The organism is Pseudomonas qingdaonensis (assembly GCF_018398475.1).
Classification (GTDB): Bacteria; Pseudomonadota; Gammaproteobacteria; order Pseudomonadales; family Pseudomonadaceae; genus Aquipseudomonas; species Aquipseudomonas palmensis.
The window spans coordinates 2353692-2371739 of record NZ_CP074676.1; the positions used below are offsets into that span (position 1 = coordinate 2353692).

Genomic DNA, 18048 nt, shown 5'->3' on the forward strand with positions numbered 1-18048 from the left:
AGCTGGCCCAGGCCGAAGACTTTTCCGAATTGTTCGTGGTGGATGCGGCGGGCGAGGTGCTTGCCTCGACCTGGCGCGGCCAGGGCACGCGCCCGCGCATCGACCCACGGCCGCTGGCCGAGGGGCTGAAGGCGCCGTTTCTGCATGGGCCCTACAGCGACCCGCTGACCCTGGCGATCGGCCCGTCGACCTCCAGCTTTCATGATGAAGTGACGCTGATGTTCTACCAGCCGATCAAGGTCGACCGCCAGGTGGTGGGCTGCCTGTGCGCACGGGTGCCCAACGACGTACTGGGCGACCTGATCCAGCGCGAGGCCGGGCATATCTTTGCCGAGTCCGGGGACAACTACCTGTTCATGGTGCAGTCGCGTTTCGACCCCGGCCTGCAGCCGGGGGTGGCCTTGTCGCGCTCGCGCTTCGAGGACGGCACCTTCAGCCACGGCGAGAACCTCAAGAGCGGCGTGCACACCCCGTGGAAGACCGTGCAGGTGCAGCGCCACACCGAGCTTGAGCTGCGCTTCACCGACCCGGCCACCGGGCAATTGCACCCCGGCGTGCGCGAAACCATCCGCACCGGCGCCAACCTGTTCGTGAGCTACCCTGGCTACTCGGACTACCGCCACATTCCCGTGGTGGGCAAGGGCGTGACCTTTCAGTTGCCCGGCTCGCCGGACCGCTGGGGCATGATGTGCGAAGCCGACCTGGAGGAGGTGTACCGGCGGCGCTCGCTGAGCTACGGCCTGATGAAGCCGTACCTGGCGACGATGCTCGGCCTGTTCGTCAGCAACTACCTGGTGCAGCACTACAGCGGCCTCGACCAGGGCCTGATCGATGCGTGCGAGGGCGTGAGCCTGCTGCTGGCCGCGCTGGTGTTCAGCGTGCTGGGGCCGCGGCGCCTCGCCGCGCGCCTGAGCGAGATGACCGGCGTGATCAGGGCCATCGCCGAAGGCGAGGGCAACCTGCGCCAGCGCCTGGACACCACGCGCATGGCCAATGACGAGACCGGCGACATGGGGCGCTGGATCAACAGCTTCATCGACCACCTGGACGCGGTGGTGGGGCAGGTGATCAAGGCCAGCCACAGCGTGGGCACCACCAACCAGATGATGCTGGGGCGCAGCCAGGCCGCCAGCCTCACCTCCGAGGAGGTGGCCGATGCCGTGCACCGCATGATGGTGATCGTGGAGGAGCAACTGGGCGAGATCCAGCAGGCCTCGGCCGGCGCCGAGCAGATGAAGCAGGCCATGGACGAGGTGGTCAGCCGGGCGCGGGAGCAGTTCCTGACCGTGCAGGCGGGCACCCAGTCGATACGCGATGTGGTGCAGCGCTCATCGTCCAGTGTCAGGCTGCTGGACAGCCGCATGGCCGAGATCGGCAACATCACCGGGTTGATCAGCGACATCACCAGCCAGACCAACCTGCTGGCGCTCAATGCCGCCATCGAGGCGGCGCGTGCCGGCGAGCATGGTCGCGGCTTTGCGGTGGTGGCCGACGAGGTGCGCAGCCTGGCGGCGCGCACGGCACGGGCGGCCGACGATATCCGTACGATGGTCGACGGTTTGCACAGCGAGACGCAGCAGGCCGTGGGCTTCATGCAGAGCGGCGTGCAGGACGTGGATGACAGCTTGCGCCTGGCCGAGCAGGCCTCGTCCGAGAACGTGCAATTGCACCGGGCCGTGGAGAACATGTTCGGCATCATCCAGCAGCTCAACCAGCGCAGCCTCGAGTACGGGCGCACCATCAAGGAGGTCGATCAGGCGTCACTGGAAATGCGCCAGACCGTGACAGTGCTGCACACCAGTGCCGAGACCGTGCGCTTGAATGCGAACAAGCTGCAGAAGCTGGTGGGCGTGTTCGAAGTCAGCCGCGGGGCAGGAGAGCCTGCCGCCGCATGACCCCGTTGGCGAAAACCCACCCCAAATCTTTTTTAAATCAGGGGGTTGCAAGCCCTCCCGAATGCGGACATAATGGCGTCCATCGAAAGCGACGAGAAATAAAAATCTCAACGTTTTCAATGAGATGCAAATCTCTACAGTTTGTACGTGATTGAGCTGCTTCAGAGGGTTCAGTCATTTGAGGCCGAGTAGCAAAGTGGTTATGCTCCGGATTGCAAATCCGTCTACGCCGGTTCGATTCCGACCTCGGCCTCCATTATTGAAAGCCCCGCAGATTAACGTCTGCGGGGTTTTTCTTTGTGGGTCGGAGAACCCTATCGTTTCCGCATCATCAGCCATCGTTTCCGCATCACCGGTTCACTTGGTCGGGCTGACCACCTCGCCAACTCGGCGATAGACCCGCTTGGTGATCTCTACTTTCGAGTGCCCCAGCAGCCTGCTGGCTTGGCCAATGTCCTGTATCTCCTATGCAGCTTTCGGGCGGATGTCGCGGAACTGGAACTGACGAACTTTCCCCGCCAGATCGGTGTTGCCGTCGTCGGTGAGCTTCCTCGCCGCTTTGTCCCTGGCTTCGCTAAAGCGGTTCCTCAGCATCTCCCAGCTCATGCGCAGACCTGAGTCGTTGGTGATGAGGCGCCAGTTGCGTACACCCTGCAGCTTGCGTCGCTCCAGCAGTGCATCGATGAACCGGCCAAGGCCAGTCAGCTCGCCATTTAGGTGCCGCCTGATGCGAAGCTTCTTCTCGGTTTTGTTCTGGTCCACCCACAAGAAGTCTTCGTCCAGGTCGACCGTGCTGAACATCAGCGTGTCAGCAGGGCGCTGGCCAGCCAGGTATGCAAGGTCCATGGCGTCTTTCAGCCCTTGGTCAGCTTCGGCGTACACTGCGCCCCATATTTCATCGGCCGCATAGAAGTCCCGCACCTTCTCCTTGTTCCGGCGAACCGCCAAGCATGGGTTGCGCTCGGCGAAGCCCTACTCCATCGCCATCGTGAATACGTGGGAGAGCAGCGCGATCTCCCGATTTGCCCGGGTCTTTGCTGAGCGGGCATCACGGTATTGGGCAATGACCGGCGGAGTAATTGCCTCAATCGGGGCGTCCGCGAACGCTTTGCGCAACCGCTCCAGTTCGTACTTGTTGTCTTTCTGAGTGCGCGGCGACTTGCCTGGAATGATGTCCCGGTCGTAGCGGTCAAGCAGCTCGCCCATCGTCGCCATCACCTTCGGCGCTGCCTTGTGCTCAAGGCGCGCCCATTCCAGCTTGGCCTCAGCGAGGTCAGTCCCCAGCGGCACCTCTTGCCGCTTCCCGTCTGCATTCCTCCCGTCGTGGTAATACCCTACCCAAAGTTTTCCGCTTTTCAGTTTCCGGACCCGCCGCAACATCCGTGGCGGCAGATCCTTGTTCGTTGCCTTCCTGCTGCGCATCCTTTACCCCACGCGCGATAAGTCCAGAGTCCAAATTTCGGTTGTTGTGTTCGTGGCATTTGGCTTCACGCCTGCCATTCTCATCCGGAAGTACATTCGGCCGATGATCGGCCGCCGGGCCCGGGTGAGCGTGTACTGCCAGCCGTTGTTCGCAAGCCAGGCGATTTGCTTGCTTGGGATTTGGTAGCCGGTGAGGCGCACCACTTCCTCCCCGTCGAGGATCTCGCTGGTGTGTTCCATGGGATGGTCTCCACGCCGCCGGTGGCAGCACGTGTCAAAAAATTGCGTAATCGCACCGCTTTCTGGGTGCGTTGTGGGAATGGTCTTGAGTTGCTGGGCCTGCATTTCTTGGCTGCACAGGCGCGCGCAGCATTGCGCTGCAGGGCAGGTTCGATTGCGTGATGGTTGCGCTCACCGTTGCGTTGTGGCTGACCTTGTGCGGTTCCAGCGGCTGGCGCGGGAGTGAGTTGCAGGGGTAGGGGTGTTGCTACGGAACGCGGATCCACCAGCTTTGCGCGTAGGCCACGCCGTCGTTGATCTCGATGCCGGTGAACGTCGCACCCATACTCGACATGCCGGTCATCACCGCCTCATGCAGCGGCGGCAGAAGCGGCTCGCCCGGGTGAATCTTCAGGATCGACGCAGAGCTGGAAGGCCGGCCCATGGGTGAGAACGCATCGACGCACAGGTGCACGTCGCCGCGGATCGGCACAGCGGTGTTGATCTCTTTCTTGCTGCGGGGCACGCCGCGCACGCGCATTGGAACGATGAGGAAGTGCATAAAGAGTGCTGTTCAAATAAACAGTATTTTGTTCCCGCTTTGCGCGCCCGTCGATGGTGCTTCGTCGGGTGGAGTACAAATGTTCTCCTGCTATGGCTTGCGCTCCAGGGCGGCGCGGGCTTTCACCCTTGAGACGATCCGGCGCGCCAGGTCTTCGACTCCCTCCAGCCCATCCGGCGTGATCGGCTCTGCTGGCAAGCGTTCGATGCCTAAACGACTCTCGTCTTTCAGGGCCTAGTCCTCTCGTGCGCTCGGCTCTGCGCTGGCGGATAGGGCGCCCAGCACGTCGCTCAGTCGGACAAACGTGCCGTCGTCAGCTTCGAAAGTCTCAAGCGCGTTGATGAATGATGGCTGTCGTTTCAGCAGTGCATCCCGCTCGGCCAGCATTTCCAGGCGCTCGGCCGCAAGGGCCTGCCAGTTGACCCGCTGGGCCTGATGAGCCGCAACCTCGTCGACTCGCTCCACATTGTTGTCACGCAAACGCTTACGGTCTTTTTCTCACTCGTCCAGCTGGGCGCGCAAGTCGATAGCGTTCTGCGCGAAGGCATCGCGGGAAGACTTCACGATCTCTAGGCGCTCGCGCAGGGTGGCGCACTCAGCAATCAAATCGGCACAAGAGTTTCGGCGGCGCTGGCATTCGGCAACGGTACCTGCAAGCTCATTACGCAGCCGCTCAACCTCACCAGGATCGGCGTGGCCCGCAGCTATCAGCCAGTTTGCGAGCGCAAAGGCGAAGTCGCCGGCCAGTCGCTCGGTGATGTACTGGTTGAAGTCGTGACGGCGCAGGCGTTGCTTGAACAGATCGGCTAGGTAGCCTCGCGCGTCAATGCAATTCTTGAAGGCCGCCACCGGCTTGCCCTGCTGCTGGGCCTGCGGCTGGGCGAGAAGGGCGCGCAGTCCCTTCCGCGCTCGATCTTGGGTGATTCGAAGTCCGTTGCACGCTTCCTCAAGGAGGCTGCGCGGCACGCTGAACATCTGTTCGGTGTTGCTGGATCGGTTTTCTGTGGGCATGGGGATACCTCGCACTGGTAAACTTAAAAAAATTCTATAGGGAGTGATCGAGATGACTGTATTTGCGAGCGGGCAGTCTGAAGTTAATACGTTTGTCTATTTGTACAAGTCTGCACAGTTTTCTTTGGAGGGCGCTAAAAGCAGTGAGGAAGGGCAGTTTTATAACCTTCTCAATGCGTCCGTTATGTTGTCTTTCGTGGTTGAAGCCTATGTAAATCACTTGGGAGTGATAAAGGGGTTTCCAGAGTGGGGCGAAAATTCGAATCGCACCTCAATTTGGAAGAAGTACGTAGAACTTAGGGCTAGCGTTGGTTTGGAGCGCGCAGAAGTCAGGGTGCTGTACCCACTGGTAAAAGATGTAATTGAGTTTAGAAATACTATGGCTCACGGACGTACCAAGAAGCATAAGATCAGCGAGGTTTCTGAAGATATACTTTGGCCACATCGTACGAAAATTCTCACGGGATGGCAGAAGTTTCTAGTTTTGGAAAATGTTGAGGCGGTCCATCAATCGGTTGTTGCGTTGGTAGTTGAGCTTCATGGGGCGGCAGGTCTTGGTGATAAGCCGTTCAGGAAATTTGAAACAAGCTCAATGCGAATCACCTTTTCGGATAATTCATAAGTTCGGCCTCCGCAATTTCACAGAAAAATGAGCAGGCCTGCAGCGTCTCATTGCGGCGCACCGGGCCATCGCCCAACTGGCGGAGGAAAAGCGAACGTTGGTGGTGCGGTTTCGGAACAGGTAGGAGCCCTCGCCCAGATCGTCCTGAATGGCGCACAGCGCCTCGAACTGCTCCGGGAAGTCCTGGCGGATGGCCCGGAAGTAGCCTTCGCCGCCCTTCACGCAGCCTATGCAGTTGGCGTTCTCGTAGCCCATTCGGTACATCAGCGGCAGCTCGATGCCAGCGCGCAGCAGGATGGCCTTGCAGTCGTCCTTTCCTAGGCCGCGGTCGATCAGCGGAGCGATCACTGGCCGGCCCGGGTTGTGCTCCCGGAAGTCCTCCAGGCGGTCGGCCTCTTCGGCGGTGTAGCCGAACACCATCACATCACCAGGCTGTTTCCACGTGTCGAGCAGGCGACGTTTCAGGATCTTCGTGCACGGGGCTCCGGTACGGCCTTTCATGTAGCGCTCGCGACGGAACACCTCATGAGCGTCGGCGCTGTACTTCTCGTCGCGCAGGACGGTGATCGGCTGGCCGAACCATGCCTCGCAGTCCTGGGCGAATCGGCGGTTGTCGGCTTCCTCGTTGGCAAGAAACGCGTTGATGATCTGCACGTCGTGCGTGTTGCCGTACTCTGTCAGGGCCTGCTTGGTGGCCACCGCCGAAGCGGCGCCGCAACTGAATTGGCAGACGATGCGTGCATTTCCAGCGAAGGGGATGTCTTTTGCCTTAATTGTGGACATAATTTAATTTTCTTAAGGGACTTAGAAATGGCTGAAGATAAACCCCTTGCACACCGGCCGGAGCTACAGAAGCTACAGCATTTAGAGCGTGCTGGGCTGAACGTTAATACTGCTGACGAGGCGATAAATTTTGCTGCAGACGAATTAAAGGCATGGACAAGAATTTACGAGCTGTGTTTAGAGCTAAGGAACTTCGAGATAACACAACTTGTGCAGCGAAATAATTTTTTTATGATATTTCAAGGGGTGCTATTTGCTGGGGTGTGCCAGTCCGCCGGACAAATTCCAATAGTTAGCTTTGTGGTGTGTGCGGTAGGTTTAGTGGTTTCTCTATTGCAAGCGGGAATGGCTTCTGGAGCGAAATATTGGCAAGCTCATTGGGAGGTAAACACTAGGCACGCTGAGCTTGAATTGGTCAACATGCTTAAGGTGCACGGAAAGCTAAGCAATAAAATAGCTGAATCTGAGCTAAGTGTTGATCCGGTTGTTCAGTCAAGATTGAAAAGAAGAGAGTGGCTAATTCATCTTTTCAAGGAAAATTATAATAAGGATGAGATCAGAAAAAGTCTTGGGGTTCATTGGTTTAAGAGAAGGCTGATAAATAAAATGATAATGCATCATTTTTCCGCAAGCAGGATACCAATATATGTAGGGTTGTTTTTGGCGTTTTTTTGGTTTGTGTTGCTTTTGTGTACATTGCGCTTTGACGCCTTCGATTTTAAAGTTCTTGATGTTATTGTAGGCTTTCAAGCTAAAAAGCCTGTCTAGCGCCCCAAGTGGCTTGCGTCGCTTGATTTGCGTAGGAAGGACTAGGCGCTGGCGGGCAGCGCCGGAGGGGCAGGCGGCTATGGGCGGTTGTCTGCTCCGCAGTTGCGGCAGTTGCTCTCGAAGCGCTGGCGATCGCTGATGAAGCGCCCGCAGCCGTAGCAGTTGAACATCATCATCCGTGGCTTCTGTCGCCTGGGTAGCACGATGCCGGTGGCGCGCAGTGCCTCCTTGATATCGACGTCGTCGCGCTCGACCAGGCGGCGGCTGTGCGCGTCGATGTAGGCGCAGGGCCAGGTCACGGCACCGTGGTGGCTGAAGCGCCTGGAAACCGTCGCTACGTCAGCCGCAGGCACCTTGATGGCAAGCTTCAGGTCGCTGGAGAAGTTCACCATCTCTCCCAGCCAGATCAGGTTGTTGCCGTTCCAGGCCTTCGGCTTCTGCAGGTAGAACTCGGCTGAGTTCGGGTATTGCTCGAAGGCATCCTCCAGGCTGATGCACTGGTGGTCGACGCCCAGGCGGGTTTGTGCATCGACGTAGTCCTTCGGCCATGGGATGTCGGTGTCGCGGTGGACGAGGGCGCCGTCCTGGGTAAACAGCTGAGCCCTGTCCAGGTCCATGACATACCCTGATCCGCCGACTCCCCAGAACGACAGGCCGTCGCCGACGTAGGCGTGCGGTCGGCTGTCTTGAAGATAGAACTGGCTCATGGCTTTCTCCATGCATGTGCCGCCCTCCGTGGCCGGATGCGGCATGGTGGCAATTTGGTTTTGAATGGGGTATTACGGAGCTGAAAAGCGAGTAATGAGGGGATTGCTGGATGACCGTGAAACGGGTTTACCACTTCTGCAATGCTAAGTACGGCCTTGAGAACTTGGAGAAGCAGCGCCTTAAGGTTGCTACCATTCTAGACCTAAATGATCCATTTGAATTTTCATGTAATCACCAGTCCGATAAAGAGGTCAGAGCTGCATTCCAGAAAATAAAGAAGGATGCTGCGGAAAATTTCGGGCTGATTTGTTTTAGTGCGAGATATAGTAATCCAGTTCAATGGGCCCACTACGCCGATAAGCACCAAGGGTTGTGTCTTGGATTTGATGTCAACGAAGACGATTTGATGAAAGTAAATTACCGCTCTTCAAGGCTCAAGCTTTCACCCACTGATTTTCTGGATCCAGCTGCATTCAAGCGCTGGATGGAAGCATATGCATCTACTAAGTACTTGCACTGGAAATATGAACAAGAGTATAGGGTGTTCGTTGATATTTCAAGGCTCAACAGAGCTGGGCTGATGTTTCAGGCAATAGATAATCGCATCAAGTTGCGGCAGGTAATTGTCGGGAGCCGAAGCGTAGTAACCCGCAAAAGGGTTGGTGACGCATTGCGTGGTTTCGATTATCACGTCGAGGCGTTCAAGGTTAGAGCAGCCTTCAGCACTTTTAGTATGGTTAGAAACAAAGATGAGACATTGTGGCTTTAAAATTCAATGCCTATTGGTCCAAGCGGGAAGTCGTTACCGTTCTTTTCAGAAATACCACGAGGTAGCGGCTGTTGATACCGAGCCAATGGCTGGCATTTTGCACACTGTTGGGGTATTACGGATTACCGGCATTGGGCCGGATTGAAGGAGGTGCTATGGACGGTGCGGAGTACTTGGCTGAGGTCACTCGACTTTCTCGCGTCAGTGGGGAAAAATATCAGGCCCTGTCGAGCTTCATCGAGAGGTACAGAAGCCAAATGGGATCCTTCTTGCGGAGTTTGACCGACTTCGCAGTGAGTACGCCGAGGCTTTTTCGGAGTGGATCAACTTCTGTGAGGCTCACTCAAGCAGATAGAGAGACCAGCGTCTCTTAACTGGCGTCGCCGGGCTCGCACCTCAGCTCAGCCCGACTGGCCGCTTCAAACCTTCGCGCTAGTTTTGGCGATATCTTAAAAGCTGGCGCGTCAGGCTTTTTCAGGCGGCGCGCTTGCTTTCGATGGTCTACGGCGATAAACGCCCGGTGCAGGTCCTGCAGCAGCTCCTGCAACTGGGTGTAGCCGTGAGCCTTCATCGCCTTGGCCAGTTCCGCGCTCGTCCCGGCCGCCGACTCCACAGGCAGCGTCTCGATGCCCAGGCGCTCGGCCTCGGCTTTCTTCCTGTCGCGGTAATCCGCCGAGTGTTTCGCAGCACCCGTTTTCTTGTCGGCCATGGCCGGTACCTCCCAAGCCGCTGGGCGGCAAAGTGATCTGCTGCTGGCGCCGGCCATGCCGCGCGCGGTTGAGTACCCGGCGGATCATGCCGACCCGCCGAGGGTGATGCTGTTCTCTTGGGCGATCAGCCTGATGCGTGTATGGCTGGTCTTCATCGCCTCGCCGATCTCCTGGGCGTTCAGGCCCTGGGCTGCCAACTCGCGCACCATGGGCGCCGCTGCATCACGCGCGGCGCGCTGCTTGCGCTGGTGCGGGCTCTTCATGCCGCAGCCTTCGCCACTCACGCCGGAAGGGATCGCAACGGGGCGCCGGCCTGCCGCGAAGAACTGGTCGATCTGCGCGCTGAGGTCGGCCGTCACCTGCAGCCGTGGGTCGGGGATAGGGCTGCCGATGTTCATTGCCGGCCCGCCTTGCGATCAGCCGCAGCTTCCAGCGCCTGGGCGGTGTTGACCGCAACCTTGTAGTTGAAGCAGAACACCCGGGTCTTGCCCGTGGCGCACTCAATGATGTGGTAGGCCTTGCCCTTGGCGACGACCTGGTAGCGCACCGACTGGGCCGGCGCGGTCAGGCCGAGGATGACATGCAGGTTTGCCGGCGGCAGGGTGGTTCGTGCACGCATCGCGGCCAGGCCGTCGACGCGCTGCTGCATGGATGGGTGCATGGGGATCTCCAAGGGACGGGCAAGAAAAAGCCCGGCGTACCGGGCTGGCTCAGTAAGTACCACCTCACGTGAGCTACCGAGGCCGCATGTGGCGGTCCGGCAAGGGCTGGCGGTTACATGGCGGCATCCTCCGTTGTTCGCCACTGGGAAGGCAGTGGCCGCCTATGAGTGAAGCTCCACGCTCTCGGCGCGGCGCAGCACTCGAACTTGGGCAATGGGTCGTTCAGGGGCCCGGCGGTCTCGCCGCATCGGGTCACCGCCGCCGGCAGCAAGTGAGTGCATGGCGGTCAGCGCGACAAGCACAAAGCACATCGGGCTGATGATCTGGCGTTTCATTGCCTCGGTAACCATCGCGGCGCGGCGCTGTACGCCAAGCTCGAACATCGCCGCCGACAGCCGCTTCGCGACCGTGCCGGGTGCAATGTTGTTCGAGCGGGCGATCTCTTTCGCGGTCATGCCCTGGGCAACAGCGAGCAGGCACTGAAGCTCGCGCGGGGCCAGGTCGCGCCCGAGATGACCTTTCCACTGGCCGCTGACGATTGTCGATTCCATGATTTGCCTCGGTGGGTGGCTGCATTGGTCGTAACGCTCGCCGCCGCAAAACTCCCGGACCAGGGGGAGGGCGAGCGTCACGACCAATGTAGCCTGGTGCTGGGGAGTACCAGGTGATTGGGCCGGTTAGGTTTCCGGCGTCGTCGCCATCGACCGCGACGGATTCAGGACCGTCCGAAGACCTACTGGCTATCGGGGCTGGTGGCTCCAGCGCGCTCCGGGCAGGCTATTCTCTCGGCCTGCCAGCGCCTGGCTCTGTAGCGGCCAGGAGCTGCCAATTCCCATGGCTGGGCGAGGCACTTCGCTTCCTACTTCATGATGGCGACCCTCCTGTTGATTTCCCGTCTGGCCCTGTGGCCAAGGCCAGTCGGTGAAACCATCCCGGCCTCGCTACTGGCGACAGGCCGGGTGCACATCGTTGTTTGTTCCTCCGGCCGCGGCCTTCTGCCCGCCGGATAACTGTTCTTGGCGCTTTACGCTGCACGCCTGGGTCAGTTGCCAATCCGTCTTCTTTCTTTCCCTCGTAGCAGCCTCTGCAGCCATTTCGGCTGGCTGCAAAGAAGACGCCGTAGATACTGCCGCTTACGAGCCGACTACCGAACACTGCCAGCCCAACTACCTGAAGTCGCTTCCAGACAACAAGGCTCGCGAAGACCTGGTCGAGAAGTGCATGACTGGTGGCTCGTACAAAAAGTCAGAGCCAAAGACCTGGTAACGTCCGTTACAGTCAGCGCCGCCTCATCAGGCGGCGTTTTCGTATGGCGGGAAGGCGCTGGCGGGCAGCGCTGCTGGTGTTATGCTTCGCCGCTTACCAAACAGGGAGAGTGGTAGTGAAACTGCGGGAAAAGCATAAGGCATTTCAGGAATGGTTCACGCCGCGGAGGCGTCGGCGAGCGGGCGGTACGTTGCTCGTCATCTGGACTGTCGGCATCTGCGTTTACCCTGGCAAGCACTGGATCTACGTGATGATTCCCGGAATGATGTGGTTCATGAGCGCTTGGCCTCCCGAGCTCCATGACAAGCGCTGAGGCACTGGCGGGCGGCGCCGAAGGGGCAGGCCGCGCGGCGCTTCAGTTGATCAGTAAGCTGCGTTGGCAGGTTGCGGATAGTCAGGCTGCTGCTGTCCTGGTCGAACTCAATCTTGGAGCCGAGCAAGTGAGGCTCGAAGCTGATCGACAAACCCTCTGCTCGACCGGTGTAGCGCCTGAACTGGTTCAGGGTGCGCTTGTGCGCAGTGAAGCTTTCCATCAGGCCGTAGTCCCCGGCCTTGATAAATTCGGCGAAGGTCGCGGGTCGATCTTCATCGAGCACCTGCACCGTGTAGTGAGGCCCAAATATCAACATCAACCGGTCGGAACAGGGTCAATGCGGGAGCGCATTCAGGTGGGGCAAGACGTAATGCTTCGCGGCGGCATGCGCCGCCCTTTGTGACCTGAGCGCCTACGCAAGTTATCGTGGGGTTATGGATGGATGACTGAAGGAGGCGTGAATGCTGTGGTTCGGAACCGACAAAGCCAGGTTCAAGGTTCAGCGGCGCATCGCGGGCGTCGTGTTGTTCATTGCGATCTTCTTTCTGGCCGCACAGCTCGAAGCATGGTGCTCAGATAACGCCGCATTTGGCGATGTACTGGACGGCATCATCTTGACTGTGTTTGCAGGAGGCATGTTCTACCTGGCAGGCAGATGGTGACTCTGGTGGCCCTCCGTGGCCGGATGCGGCATGGGGGTGAGTGAATCTTTTCATCCAGCGTCGTCTACATTGGAGGGGCTATCCCCTTTCTGAGAGTACGGCCATGCTCAAATCGAAAATGTTGATCTCAGTGCTTACAAGCCTTGTTTTAATTACAGGCTCGGTCGGCGCATGCGCTGACCCCGGTAATGGAAAAGGGCAAGGCAACGGAAAGGGTAACGCTCACAATGCTCAAGGCCACGGCAACCAGGGGGGCGGGGCGAAGGGAACGCGTTCAGGGCAAAATGACTGGGACCACGGCCCGAATATTGATCGTGGCAGCGTCCTGAACGTTCTGAACAGTTACCACAATTATTGGGCCCCAGGCCCAGCACTACCGCCTGGCATCCAGAAGAACTTGGCACGAGGAAAACCGCTCCCTCCTGGCATCGCGAAAAAGCTCGACGCAAGACTTATCGGCCATCTACCGCGCTACGATGGCTATGAGTGGCAACAAGCTGGCACAGACTTGATTCTCGTTGCTATTGCCACTGGCATCATCTACGAAGTGATAAATGGAGTGCTGGATTAAGCTCGATCTATTAGAAGCTCGCATCAGGCTTTTCAGGCGGCGCGCCTGCTCCTCTGGATGCGAGTTGAAGGGTTACGGGTGCTGTGCGCTTGGCCCGACAAGGAGCCGATAGCGCCTGAAGTACGTACCGTCGATATCAACTTCTCCGTCAGGGCGAAACCCTAGGCGCAGTACACCTTTGATTCGAACTCTGGTTGGTGGAAGCAGTAGGGTAATCGACTCCAGCCTCAACTCCTGAACAGCGCGCCGTACGATTTCATTGAAAATTACCTTTCCCAATCCCCAGTAGTGTGGATGGAGCACCAAGGCAAGATCGGCGTCGTCGCCCTCTTTCTGTAGCCCACCCCAACCGGCAAATTCATTCTCGACGAAGAAGGCCCAGGGCCCATATCCGTTAAGGACCCATTGGGCCTCTTTTTGGGCGACCCATACCTTGCATTTTTTTTCGTCAAAGTCGGGGCGGCCCAAGGGCATCTGGCGTAAGACATCTGGATTGTTGTTAAGCGCCATGATGTCATCGGTTGAAACATCGCTGAGATGTCGGAACGTTAGCTGCATGATTTGCCTTGCGGATGACTTGATGTTCACCAATACCGGCAACCCACCATTATTTCAATGTCCAGGGGCGTGATGAGCAGACCGATGCCGCCACCATCGCCGACCGGATCAACCAGCAAAAGCTGAACCTGGCCAACCAGTACGGTGACAGCGCCTGCGGCATGAGCCTCGACGAGTACAACCAGAAGCTGGCGGCCCTTAAATTATGCTCATGCAGAAAAATGGCTCAAAAAAAGCCCGCGCTAGACGGGCTCAAGTACGCGTCGGGACAGTGACCTCACACGTTATGAGGGCTCAAATCGGGTGCCGCAAGCATGACAAAGCCAACTACGGCGCCAGACTTCCAACTTGTCGTATTGCGCGACGTTGAACCGCCAATGACGAACAAAACCGATCACGCCGATTGCAATGAACGCAACGCCAATGAAGAACCTGGTCCAATCGACTCCCCACCAGGTGTTCATGAGTTTAAGGCCGTCATACAGGATGATGGAGCCCACGATCGTAAGTATGACGGGCCCCAGCAAGCGTTTGCCTGGTGGGGGAGAGACGCTGGCGGCCAGGTCAGTCTGATGTTTACCCGTCGTCTCGACCGTAACACTTGGCCCTACTCCGGATTGCACTTGATGAGTGGTTTTGATGCGGGAGGTGCCTGCGGCATGGATAACGGACAGCAGTTGAACATTCTGCCCGTGACAGTGTGGGCACGCGACGGCATTGTGACTTACCACTAGTTCATTCCTTTGAAATGACAAAGTGCGCATTTTAAAACAGCTCCGAACATTCTTGCACTTGGTGGCATTTTGCTTGCAGCCACTTTGCTGGTTGACCGAGAGGGGCTCTTTTCATCTTGAATCCATCGCTGTGGTAGCGCATTCGATTCATCCGCCCCTGCACCAGGGTGGCGTGCACCGTTGAAGTGAGCTATTGCTGATGTTTCGGCACCTGGCCGACTCAGGAGACAATTCAATGAAACAGCTACTGTTGGGCGCCTTGCTGGTGAGCGCTGCCGGCATTGCCCATGCGGACATCCCGCTGCTTAACGCCACCTGCCCAGGCAACATCGAGGTTCACGCCGATGAAGGCGGGCCGATCTATATCAATGGCAAAGAGGCCACGTTGAAGAAATTCAACGACAACTATTTCGAAGCCAAGGGCAGCGGGATAACCGTGTCGCTCACCATCAGGCCCGACGGCTCGCCGGATGTGTCGTACACCGGCAAGAATCGTGCGAATGGCGTCTGCGAACTGGCCGATCAGGACTGAAGCGCCAGCGCCCGGTAAGCGCTGGCACGATGCGTCACTCAACCGCTGCGAAGGCAAGTGCCGCAAGCGTTCTGGCGCGAGGGTCCATCAGCACATGGCTGCCCATGGTGGTGGTCACGAAACCAAAGCTCATCTCCCGGTCTGGGTCTGCGAACGCCACCGGCCCGCCCAGCCCAACATGACCGAATGCCTGCGGCCCCATGCAATAGGACGCGTCAGGGTCGGCGGCATGTTCCATCATGCAACCCAGGCCATAGCGCATGGGGCGCCGCAGGGTCTGGTCGAACCCTGCACTTTGCTCTGTGCCGAACGCCTTCAACAGTTGTGGCCCCAACAACTTGCCTTGCAGCAGGGCACTGTAGAAGCCCGCCAGGCCATGGGCGTTGCCATGGCTGCAGACGCCCGGCTGGTGGTAGCCCCACCAGCGCGGATTACCCGTACGGGTGGGTGAAAGGCTGGGGTTGGTGAATGCCAGGGTCGCCACATGCGCAGGCTCATTGAGGATGAGGGTGCGCAGGTCCTGTGCGAACCGGTCACCCACTCGGCCGGGCGCATGCTCGAAGTGAGCGATACGCTTGAACTGATCGGCAGGCACGCCCAGGAACACATCCAGCGCATGGGGTTCGAGGATCTCCTGGTGTATGAAAACCCCGGCGTCGCGACCGTCCACGCGGCGGATCAGCTCACCGATGATCCAGCCATAGGTGGTCGCGCCGTACCCCACCTGTGTGCCTGGCGACCACCACGGCTGTTCGTCTGCTGTCACCTGGGCCATGTGGTTCCAGTCGTACATGTGGGGCGTGCGATCCGGCAGGCGCAGCGCAGGCAAGCCGCTGGTATGGCTCAACACCTGGCGAAGGGTGATTCGTTCTTTGCCGTGTCGAGCGAATTCAGGCCAGTGTTTGGCCACGGGATCATCCAGACCCAGTCGGCCCCGTTCCACCAGCATGAGTACCGCCACAGCGGTGATCGGCTTGATGGTGCAATAGGCGTTGACCAGGGTATCGCGCTGCCAGGGGGCATGGCCGTGCGCATCCTTCACGCCGCCCCAGATGTCTACGACGGTCTTGCCGCCGACCTGTATGCAGACACCGCCACCGCGCTCGTGGGGCTCATCCAGGATGGCGGCGAAGGCCTGGCGGACCGGTTCAAAAGCAGCGTCACATCGTCCTTGTACCTGCATCTCATTGACTCCATTCGATCGAGCGCTGAACTCTAGCCCGTACTGCGCGGTGGGGGCGCCGGTGCCCTGCGCTTGTGCGCACCGTTCGTCCAATGCCCGGCACTCCCACACCCTGCGAGGCTTCTCACGCTTATGCGCGGGCATCCCGTGCAGCAGCCTGGAGAAGCACCATGGACATCGACGAGAACGCACCTGGCAACAGGTCACAGCAGGGCGTTACGCGCACCACCGACAACGAAACCGGTCACGATCCAAGGCGCGAGGCGCCAGAGGTGCCACTGCCGTCTGACGACGAAGCGGCGGTCGAAGAAGACATGACCGATGTGGAGGCCGGCAACTCGGTACTGAGCGAGCATCCCGAGGCAGGAAACCACAGTCGCGACGACCACCCGCATGCGGGCTCGCCATTGCGCGAGCAGGGCGATGGGAGAAAGGAGACGCGCGACGTGCCTGCGAGCGATCCTGAGTCCGGTGCCTGAACCCTCGCCTGGTCAGTAGGTGGCGGTGATCGCCTGAGCCAGCTGCCGATCTGTCATCAAAGGTGGCCGGGCGGTCGCACGATAATGCCGAGACGCCTGCTCGAACTGTGCGCCGCGTATCTGGCCATCCGAGCCAACGAAGGCCAGCGCATCGCTTCTGGCCGACTTGAACAGATCGGGCGCATTGAAGGTCAGCGCGGTGGTGCCCGCCACCAGGATGCTCGGCACGAACGTGGTGTACATCAGCGCCTTGTCGAACGGATTGGCGTTTTCGGCAGCCGCAGCGTGGCTGCTGGCCAGGACAAGCAGGGCGGCGCCCAGGGCGTTCCATACGGTCATTTGCGGTTCCATTGCACCGGGTGGCTTAGCGTGATCTCAGGCTTCGATGCAGGCTCAGCACGCCCTTGTCGTCGAACAGAAAGATGATCTGGTTGCCCACGTTGTCCTGGCAGATGACGCCTTCATTCTGGCTGTCGACGATGCCCTGGCATGCCATGTTCGACACGTAGGGGCGCAGTTGGCACTTGAGCGTCTTGCCATCTTCGATCACCAGTTGGTGGTTGGGCGAGATGCTCTGCGGGTCTGGGGCCGGGCAAGTGCCCTGGCCCCAGTCGATGCCTTGATGATTGGGCTGATGATTGGGCTGGGTGGTGCAGCCGGCCAGCAGCACCAGGGGCAACAGGTACTTGCACTTCATGGTCACGGGTCCTGGTAGTTGCATCATTGTTGCGTTAGCGCTGCAGACTACAGGGTGAGGGTTTTCATTACCCTGCGCTGAGTCTCGTTTTGAAAGATTCGCCCGGGCGATGCCAGTGCTGCGCCGGGCGGTTCCGCCATCGATGGGGAGTTCGCTAGCGCGCGGGCTCACCGTCGGCCAGCCCTCTGGCCAGGTCCACGGCTGCGCTAATGGCGGCCCTGGCCTGGGGGCTGTTCTTCCAGCAGGTCGAGCCCAATGCGGCAGATGCCTGGGCAAGGATGTCAGTGACATCCGATCTGCCCAGCTCGGCCAGGGAATCGATGCCCATCTGCTCGAGCCGGGTGATGACGGTGGGGCCTACGCCCTTGAGCGCCAGCAGGGCAGTACGTTCTGTCGGGGAAAATGCCATCGATGAAATCCTTTTCTGTTCTGTCGAAGCCCGCTCAACGCATGAACTTCACGAACACCAGTTCCGGGTCGCCCGGGTCGAGGTTTTCGATTGTCCCGCTGTGTTGATAGCCCAGCTGTGCCAGGAGTTGGCGCATCGGCAGGTTGGAGGTGTTGGTGGATGTGAAAACCTTCTGCGCCGAGGCGACTCGCTCCAGGTGTGTCATCAGCTGGCGGCCGACACCGGTGCGCCTGGATGCATCTGAAACGACCACCAGGGGAATGAAGTACTCACCGAAAAAGCTTCGGTCCAGGCAACCATAACCCAAGGGGGCGGCGGCGTCGTTCGCTTTGCAGGCAATCCAGCACTCACGTGCGCGGATGGCCTGCGCAAGCTGCTCGCGGCGGCGTTCATCGTTGCGTGCAACAGCGTCAATGCCTGTCAGGTGGTGGATGTCCTCTGTCAGGGCCTGCCTGATGGATAAGCTCATGGTCTCGCCTTGTCGGTTTGATGCCGCGAAGTGTACTTCAGGGA

At 59.2% G+C, this 18048-nt stretch carries 25 protein-coding genes, 1 tRNA gene and 3 pseudogenes; 11 read left to right on the top strand and 18 right to left on the bottom strand.

What is annotated here, in order from left to right; genetic code table 11:
- Positions 1-1244: 1244 nt before the first annotated feature.
- Together KH389_RS27730 and KH389_RS10700 are read left to right on the top strand one after the other, a co-directional pair.
- Positions 1245-1895 carry a methyl-accepting chemotaxis protein gene (locus KH389_RS27730; protein ID WP_370409201.1) on the top strand — a complete coding sequence of 217 codons (651 nt, stop codon included), beginning with the start codon at positions 1245-1247 and terminating at the stop codon, positions 1893-1895.
- Between the two features lie 182 nt (positions 1896-2077).
- Positions 2078-2151, top strand: a tRNA-Cys gene (locus KH389_RS10700).
- 101 nt (positions 2152-2252) lie between these two features.
- Here the strand turns inward: KH389_RS10700 and KH389_RS10705 are convergent.
- From KH389_RS10705 to KH389_RS10725, 5 genes and pseudogenes are all read right to left on the bottom strand, one after another.
- A pseudogene (locus KH389_RS10705) lies at positions 2253-3317 on the bottom strand (integrase).
- Positions 3318-3320: 3 nt separating this feature from the next.
- Entirely contained in the window at positions 3321-3557 is a 237-nt protein-coding gene (locus KH389_RS10710) for a DUF4224 domain-containing protein (protein WP_213607324.1), read from the bottom strand.
- A 247-nt stretch (positions 3558-3804) separates the two neighbouring features.
- The gene (locus KH389_RS10715; RefSeq protein WP_213607325.1) at positions 3805-4098 is read right to left on the bottom strand and encodes a hypothetical protein; all 294 of its coding nucleotides are present in this window, start codon (positions 4096-4098) and stop codon (positions 3805-3807) included.
- Positions 4099-4332: 234 nt separating this feature from the next.
- Positions 4333-4578 (bottom strand): hypothetical protein, encoded by a 246-nt coding sequence (locus KH389_RS10720; RefSeq protein WP_213607326.1) that lies wholly within the window; start codon positions 4576-4578, stop codon positions 4333-4335.
- 18 nt (positions 4579-4596) lie between these two features.
- Positions 4597-5109, bottom strand: a complete 513-nt coding sequence (locus tag KH389_RS10725; RefSeq protein ID WP_213607327.1) for a hypothetical protein — start codon at positions 5107-5109, stop codon at positions 4597-4599.
- 52 nt (positions 5110-5161) lie between these two features.
- Between KH389_RS10725 and KH389_RS10730 the strand changes: the two genes are divergently transcribed.
- Positions 5162-5731 carry a hypothetical protein gene (locus tag KH389_RS10730; protein WP_213607328.1) on the top strand — a complete coding sequence of 190 codons (570 nt, stop codon included), beginning with the start codon at positions 5162-5164 and terminating at the stop codon, positions 5729-5731.
- Here the strand turns inward: KH389_RS10730 and KH389_RS10735 are convergent.
- Positions 5726-6514 (bottom strand): hypothetical protein, encoded by a 789-nt coding sequence (locus KH389_RS10735; protein WP_244988701.1) that lies wholly within the window; start codon positions 6512-6514, stop codon positions 5726-5728. The genes KH389_RS10730 and KH389_RS10735 overlap by 6 nt on opposite strands.
- A gap of 27 nt (positions 6515-6541) precedes the next feature.
- Between KH389_RS10735 and KH389_RS10740 the strand changes: the two genes are divergently transcribed.
- Entirely contained in the window at positions 6542-7282 is a 741-nt protein-coding gene (locus tag KH389_RS10740; protein ID WP_213607329.1) for a RipA family octameric membrane protein, read from the top strand.
- Positions 7283-7359: 77 nt separating this feature from the next.
- Here KH389_RS10740 and KH389_RS10745 read toward each other — a convergent pair whose 3' ends face one another.
- Positions 7360-7989 carry a hypothetical protein gene (locus KH389_RS10745; RefSeq protein ID WP_213607330.1) on the bottom strand — a complete coding sequence of 210 codons (630 nt, stop codon included), beginning with the start codon at positions 7987-7989 and terminating at the stop codon, positions 7360-7362.
- A gap of 110 nt (positions 7990-8099) precedes the next feature.
- Between KH389_RS10745 and KH389_RS10750 the strand changes: the two genes are divergently transcribed.
- Positions 8100-8759 (top strand): DUF2971 domain-containing protein, encoded by a 660-nt coding sequence (locus KH389_RS10750; protein ID WP_213607331.1) that lies wholly within the window; start codon positions 8100-8102, stop codon positions 8757-8759.
- Between the two features lie 370 nt (positions 8760-9129).
- Here KH389_RS10750 and KH389_RS10755 read toward each other — a convergent pair whose 3' ends face one another.
- The 4 genes from KH389_RS10755 to KH389_RS10770 all read right to left on the bottom strand — a co-directional run bounded on the left by KH389_RS10755 (position 9130) and on the right by KH389_RS10770 (position 10682).
- Positions 9130-9468, bottom strand: a complete 339-nt coding sequence (locus tag KH389_RS10755; RefSeq protein ID WP_213607332.1) for a hypothetical protein — start codon at positions 9466-9468, stop codon at positions 9130-9132.
- A gap of 84 nt (positions 9469-9552) precedes the next feature.
- Entirely contained in the window at positions 9553-9867 is a 315-nt protein-coding gene (locus tag KH389_RS10760; protein ID WP_213607333.1) for a hypothetical protein, read from the bottom strand.
- Positions 9864-10130 carry a hypothetical protein gene (locus tag KH389_RS10765; protein WP_116054750.1) on the bottom strand — a complete coding sequence of 89 codons (267 nt, stop codon included), beginning with the start codon at positions 10128-10130 and terminating at the stop codon, positions 9864-9866. The genes KH389_RS10760 and KH389_RS10765 overlap by 4 nt, the downstream gene beginning before the upstream one ends.
- A 162-nt stretch (positions 10131-10292) precedes the next feature.
- Entirely contained in the window at positions 10293-10682 is a 390-nt protein-coding gene (locus KH389_RS10770; RefSeq protein WP_213607334.1) for a response regulator transcription factor, read from the bottom strand.
- A 370-nt stretch (positions 10683-11052) separates the two neighbouring features.
- Between KH389_RS10770 and trbK the strand changes: the two genes are divergently transcribed.
- Positions 11053-11397 carry an entry exclusion lipoprotein TrbK gene (gene trbK, locus KH389_RS10775; protein WP_238596478.1) on the top strand — a complete coding sequence of 115 codons (345 nt, stop codon included), beginning with the start codon at positions 11053-11055 and terminating at the stop codon, positions 11395-11397.
- Positions 11398-11669: 272 nt separating this feature from the next.
- Here the strand turns inward: trbK and KH389_RS10780 are convergent.
- A pseudogene (locus KH389_RS10780) lies at positions 11670-11996 on the bottom strand (nucleoid-associated protein); the annotation flags it as partial.
- 175 nt (positions 11997-12171) lie between these two features.
- Here KH389_RS10780 and KH389_RS10785 point away from each other — a divergent pair.
- Together KH389_RS10785 and KH389_RS10790 are read left to right on the top strand one after the other, a co-directional pair.
- Positions 12172-12372: a hypothetical protein gene (locus KH389_RS10785; protein WP_054914285.1), complete on the top strand. Its 201-nt coding sequence runs from the start codon at positions 12172-12174 to the stop codon at positions 12370-12372.
- A 103-nt stretch (positions 12373-12475) separates the two neighbouring features.
- Positions 12476-12943, top strand: coding sequence for an anti-virulence regulator CigR family protein (locus KH389_RS10790; RefSeq protein ID WP_213607335.1), 468 nt, complete (start codon positions 12476-12478; stop codon positions 12941-12943).
- A gap of 72 nt (positions 12944-13015) precedes the next feature.
- On the opposite strand, the gene KH389_RS10795 is transcribed toward KH389_RS10790, so the two are convergent.
- Entirely contained in the window at positions 13016-13501 is a 486-nt protein-coding gene (locus KH389_RS10795) for a GNAT family N-acetyltransferase (RefSeq protein ID WP_058540376.1), read from the bottom strand.
- Between the two features lie 314 nt (positions 13502-13815).
- On the opposite strand from KH389_RS10795, the gene KH389_RS10800 reads away from it, so the two are divergent.
- A complete protein-coding gene (locus tag KH389_RS10800; protein WP_147303867.1) occupies positions 13816-14235 on the top strand; it encodes a hypothetical protein in 420 nt (139 codons plus the stop codon).
- A 235-nt stretch (positions 14236-14470) separates the two neighbouring features.
- Positions 14471-14767, top strand: coding sequence for a hypothetical protein (locus tag KH389_RS10805; RefSeq protein ID WP_043861706.1), 297 nt, complete (start codon positions 14471-14473; stop codon positions 14765-14767).
- A 34-nt stretch (positions 14768-14801) separates the two neighbouring features.
- Here KH389_RS10805 and KH389_RS10810 read toward each other — a convergent pair whose 3' ends face one another.
- A complete protein-coding gene (locus tag KH389_RS10810) occupies positions 14802-15950 on the bottom strand; it encodes a serine hydrolase domain-containing protein (RefSeq protein ID WP_100632515.1) in 1149 nt (382 codons plus the stop codon).
- A 170-nt stretch (positions 15951-16120) separates the two neighbouring features.
- Here KH389_RS10810 and KH389_RS27580 point away from each other — a divergent pair.
- Positions 16121-16312 (top strand): annotated as a pseudogene (locus KH389_RS27580) (hypothetical protein); the annotation flags it as partial.
- A gap of 129 nt (positions 16313-16441) precedes the next feature.
- Here the strand turns inward: KH389_RS27580 and KH389_RS10820 are convergent.
- From KH389_RS10820 to KH389_RS10835, 4 genes are all read right to left on the bottom strand, one after another.
- Positions 16442-16768, bottom strand: a complete 327-nt coding sequence (locus KH389_RS10820; RefSeq protein WP_043861709.1) for a DUF2388 domain-containing protein — start codon at positions 16766-16768, stop codon at positions 16442-16444.
- Between the two features lie 25 nt (positions 16769-16793).
- Complete coding sequence (locus tag KH389_RS10825) at positions 16794-17126, bottom strand: hypothetical protein (RefSeq protein WP_043861710.1); 333 nt, start codon at positions 17124-17126, stop codon at positions 16794-16796.
- Positions 17127-17280: 154 nt separating this feature from the next.
- A complete protein-coding gene (locus KH389_RS10830; RefSeq protein WP_213607337.1) occupies positions 17281-17535 on the bottom strand; it encodes a helix-hairpin-helix domain-containing protein in 255 nt (84 codons plus the stop codon).
- Positions 17536-17569: 34 nt separating this feature from the next.
- Positions 17570-18004 (bottom strand): GNAT family N-acetyltransferase, encoded by a 435-nt coding sequence (locus KH389_RS10835; RefSeq protein WP_213607338.1) that lies wholly within the window; start codon positions 18002-18004, stop codon positions 17570-17572.
- Between the last annotated feature and the right edge of the window lie 44 nt (positions 18005-18048).